Origin of the sequence: Stenotrophomonas sp. HMWF023, assembly GCF_003060985.1 — a bacterium.
Taxonomy (GTDB): Bacteria; Pseudomonadota; Gammaproteobacteria; order Xanthomonadales; family Xanthomonadaceae; genus Stenotrophomonas; species Stenotrophomonas lactitubi.
Genome location: NZ_QAIJ01000338.1, coordinates 1 through 4,181, shown reverse-complemented (window position 1 = coordinate 4,181; position 4,181 = coordinate 1). Strand labels below are relative to the sequence as shown.

4 protein-coding genes are annotated in these 4,181 nt (G+C 59.1%); 3 read left to right on the top strand and 1 reads right to left on the bottom strand.

Annotated elements, in window-relative coordinates; translation table 11 throughout:
* Together DBR20_RS22240 and DBR20_RS20625 are read left to right on the top strand one after the other, a co-directional pair.
* Window positions 1-728, top strand: a 728-nt coding sequence (locus DBR20_RS22240) for a hypothetical protein (RefSeq protein ID WP_181393140.1), incomplete at its 5' end; no start/stop codon positions are given.
* A 796-nt stretch (window positions 729-1,524) separates the two neighbouring features.
* Window positions 1,525-2,610, top strand: coding sequence for a fimbrial protein (locus tag DBR20_RS20625; protein WP_181393139.1), 1,086 nt, complete (start codon window positions 1,525-1,527; stop codon window positions 2,608-2,610).
* Window positions 2,611-3,248: 638 nt separating this feature from the next.
* Here the strand turns inward: DBR20_RS20625 and DBR20_RS20620 are convergent.
* Window positions 3,249-3,587, bottom strand: coding sequence for a hypothetical protein (locus tag DBR20_RS20620; protein ID WP_146187071.1), 339 nt, complete (start codon window positions 3,585-3,587; stop codon window positions 3,249-3,251).
* A gap of 225 nt (window positions 3,588-3,812) precedes the next feature.
* Here DBR20_RS20620 and DBR20_RS20615 point away from each other — a divergent pair, with 225 nt between their 5' ends.
* Window positions 3,813-4,061 carry a helix-turn-helix transcriptional regulator gene (locus DBR20_RS20615; RefSeq protein WP_108268117.1) on the top strand — a complete coding sequence of 83 codons (249 nt, stop codon included), beginning with the start codon at window positions 3,813-3,815 and terminating at the stop codon, window positions 4,059-4,061.
* Window positions 4,062-4,181 lie beyond the last annotated feature (120 nt).

Here is a 4,181-nt window from a genome sequence, read left to right as displayed (position 1 = left end):
TACTACTCACCATTGGCCCTGCCATCCTACATATCGGCAGCGCAATCAGCGCGAATCCAATCTGTGAAATTCTGAATCCCGGCGGCGCTGCCGGCAACTCGTCGTTCCGCCCTACCTTCGCCTTTGGCTCGATCCGAATCAAGCCAGGCGAAGGTGCAATCCCCGCCGGAAAGCCTCTTTCGGATTGGATCACAAACACCGCTGAAATATCGTGCGCTGTTTCGCGTACTTACGAGTTCATGGCCCTGCCTGGTGCGCAGAATCAGGTCGTAGAGGTCGACGGCCAGATGTATACCGCCAAGGTAGTTCCCGGTGCCCAGATCGGCATCATTGCGCAGATTGAGCCTCCTGATGGCACGAAGTTACCTGTAAATACTGGTGGTGCATCAAATGGTTCCCTCCCGCCTTTGTCGCTTCTGGTCGGGACCAATCTGGTCGGCATGTCCTATCGTATTGTCGAGCTCGACGGCGCCACAGAACTACCAGAAGGCACGATCGGCTTCCCTGTGGCTGGAGGAATCCCGTTTCAAATCATGGATGCCCACGATGGAGGCAACGGGCAACTTTTCCTGTTGATTTTCTCAGCAGTAGTACAAGGTGAGGTCGTCTATCAAGCCAATGCCTGTACGCCCACATACATCCCCCCTCTGTCGCCTTGGGAACGTTCAGTGCTGCTGACAAGTCTGGCGTTGGGCAGGCCTGGTCGTGCCAAGAGCAGTTCGACGTGACCCTTCAATACCCTTCGAACGTGAATGCCTATGCGGTCTTCACGGAGGCAGCGGATGGCAGCAATACAACGATGGCTCTCACGCTGATGGGCTCCAAACCGCCTACTGGCGTGGAGTTGAGGCTGCTGCAGTCCGATGGGACAGCGATCACGCTGGGGCCGCAAAAAACTGATCCAACCAATCCGGCGCGCTTCAAGCTTCTCAATAGCGGAAGTGGTGGCACTGCGGTGGCATCTTTCCGCGCGAGTCTGTATCAGAGCCCTGATGATGTGAGCGATGGCGAGATCGACGCAGCGGCACTGCCTACCTTGAGCTACGACCTATCGCCACCAGCGTCTCTCATGACACCGGATGCTTGGTGTCACCAGGGGTGCCGACAGCGAACTTCCGCCGCAACAGATGCAGTTGTCGCATTTGGTGTGGCCGCCTACCCATCTTCGCTAACTGAAGTAGCCCCTGCTTGCATCGGCGTATTGCACCGCACTTCGTCTGGGCAGAGGTGCAGTGCCCTTGAGGGATTGCCTTGCTGACAAGCAGGAGCGCACACCCAGCTGGCAGCAGCATCCCTGATCAGATGTCACATTCGGCCCGCTGAATCAGCAGCACGCCCAAGGTAATGGCGGGCCCCCCGCAGTCCTGCGCTGTGTCGCCGGAGCGGCCGAACAGTACTAGTTGTCGCCTGGAGGGCTGGGCCACACGCCCTCCTCCCTCTGGAGATCATCCGCCTGTCCACCTTGGCAAGAAGGTCAAAGGCGTACTCAATCTGGCCTCGAGCATCGAACACTTGGAACCAACAATGAAGCGACAATCTCTAGCAATCACTCTGGCCCTGGCATTGGCCGGCCTGTTTCAAAGCCAATCCGCCCAAGCGGCCTGTGAATTCCTTGAGCACCAGCCTGGGGAAACAAACTGGTCGAATCCTGCGTTCAACATCGGTGTCGTCCGTATCAATCCTGACAATCCGACACCCGCCCTGGGGGAGCCTCTGACCGACTGGATGGCAATCTCTGGCGTGCTACGCTGCACTGCGCCGGAGACTCGCAGTATGGTCGGAAACAGTGCTGGTAACCAGACCTATTACGTGGTGACAGTGGACGGACAGCGCTACGCCAGCCTGGATCAGGCGGGCACTGGAGCTATCGGTGTGGGCGCCATCGTGGAAGTGACGATTGGAGGAATCGTTGTTCCGGTTACCAGTCTCGAATTCTACAGCGGCTCATTCCTGGGAAACATCGACTTGCCCGCTGGCGACACCCCGTTTGAGACTCGCTACCGACTGGTTGGACTAGGAAAGACGCTCAAAGAGGGAGCCTCGTCATTCCATCCTGCAATTGTGCCCCGCCTGGGATTGAATAGGCAGGGTGGCGGCCCCCTCCCAGACACCCTTACCATCGGCGGGGCTCTGAATGCCCAGATCGCATACAGCGTTGCGAGCTGCACACCCTCGGGCATCAACCAGTCCGTTGCGTTCGACAGCGTTTCTGTTGGGTCGGCGCCAGGGCTGGATCAACCGTGGCCCCAGGAAAAGGACTTCGGGTTCACCTTGGATTGCCCTGCCAGCACCAGCGGCATCAACGTCCATGCTCTGTTCACTGACAACGCGACGCCGGCAAATCTGAGTGACTCCCTGACGCTGACCGGCCCTGAGATTCCGGCAGGTGTTGCGCTCAAGCTCTTCCGGGAAGATGGCACTACGCCGATCACCTTTGGCGACGAGTCTGCTGACGTCAATGCACCTGGTGCTTTTCCCCTGTTTACCAGCAACGTTGCCGGTGAGACGGCCAAGCCTGTGTCATTCAAGGCGCGGCTGTACCAGTCCGGTCAGACAGTGGGGGAAGGTGAGATCAATGCGGCGGCGCGCGTGACGCTCAGCTACGACTAGCATCTTCTCGCAGTTGGCCTCGCTGAGGCCTTCGGCGGCGGTGAATGGCATTAGGCAGTTCGTCTCAGGGTGGCATCTAACAATCGCCCTGGAGCGCATGATCGCAGGTGGTGCAACCATTGCCGCCAATGGAATCCGTCCAGCTAGAGTGCATTTGATGGCGCGACCTTCCGCATCGAGTAGACATAGAAACGCCCCGCCATGAGGTCGGGGCGTTTACTTGGCCTTCCATCTGCGTAAGCGAATGCGGCCCCTGCCTGCATGGCCAACAGCGCACGGCCCTCTGGCTGTCGCAGCGCGCATCGCCCGAGCAGCGGTGCGGCGCCCTTGAGGGATTGGGTTGCTACCAGGTAGGAGCACACACCCAGCTGGCAGCTGCTCCCCGGATCAGTTGTCACATTCGGCCCAAGGTGGCTGGATCCGCGCTGCCAGAAGCCACTCCGCCGCCTTCAGCGGACGCTAGCGCAGCCTTCGACGCCGAGGCCACGCCGCAGCTCCCTCTGCTCTTCGTCAACGCTGAAGCCGCAGGTCAGAGTGCGCAGTGCGCAGCCGCCCATACGACAACCAGCCCCCTCCCCCATTCGTTGCCACCGTCGCCTCGCCAGCGCTATCCATACGAGTGCCTGGTTGTGTCTGCCTCAAGGCTGATTGTTCTCCGTGCTACCCGCCTTCTCAGCAATGACACCTATCCGCTTGGCTTTGATCTGCCCCGATAGCATTGCACTGACCACCATGTAGACCGCCGTGGCCAGTACGCCAAGCCAAGCATCGATTGAGAGGTTCCACAGCAGCCACGCGATATGGAAGACCCAGAAGATGATCGGAGAGAGGATCCCGATCGCCTTCTGCAGCTTGATGCGGTTGACCACGATGTTGTTCTGGAACTGCGGCAGCGGAAGCCGGTCACTCCTCAGGCTCAGATAGGCCCTGATGGTCAACGGGATGATGAAGAGGACCAGTGCCAGGTTGTAGATCATGACTCCCATCGGGTGTTGCTCCATTTTTCCAGTGAGGTGTTGAGATCAGACAGACTGATCAGTGAGCCGCATAGCGAGCCATGGTGGAGGCGCAACGCTCCCAACCTCCGTTCCAGGCGCTCGACACTGGCCTCCAGACTGATGACCGGTTGGAGTCGGCCGCGCCGCCGTTGCAGACTATAGTCCGTCGCACTATAGTCTTATCAATCCTACTGTCGGCCGTCAATGGCGACCGACAGCAAAACTGTTCAGAAGATCTTTGGCGAAGTTCTGCGTCGGCTCCGGACCGAGCGCGGCATTTCCCAACAAGACCTCGCGCTCGAGGCAGACCTGGACAGGACGTACATCTCCCTGCTGGAGAGGGGCCTTCGCCAACCGACCTTGTCCACGCTTATCGCACTGGCGGAAGCAATGGGCACAGATGCGACGCTCTTGGTGCAGCACACCACAGAGCAACTCGACCTACAGAAATAGCCCGCGGCTTAGGTCGTAGCACGACCTAGCACCACTCCAACGTCTGACCGTGCTTGGTCGTCGCGATAACGTCGTCAAGGATGAGGAGATGGTTCATGGGAAGCAGCGACGTTCAGCCTG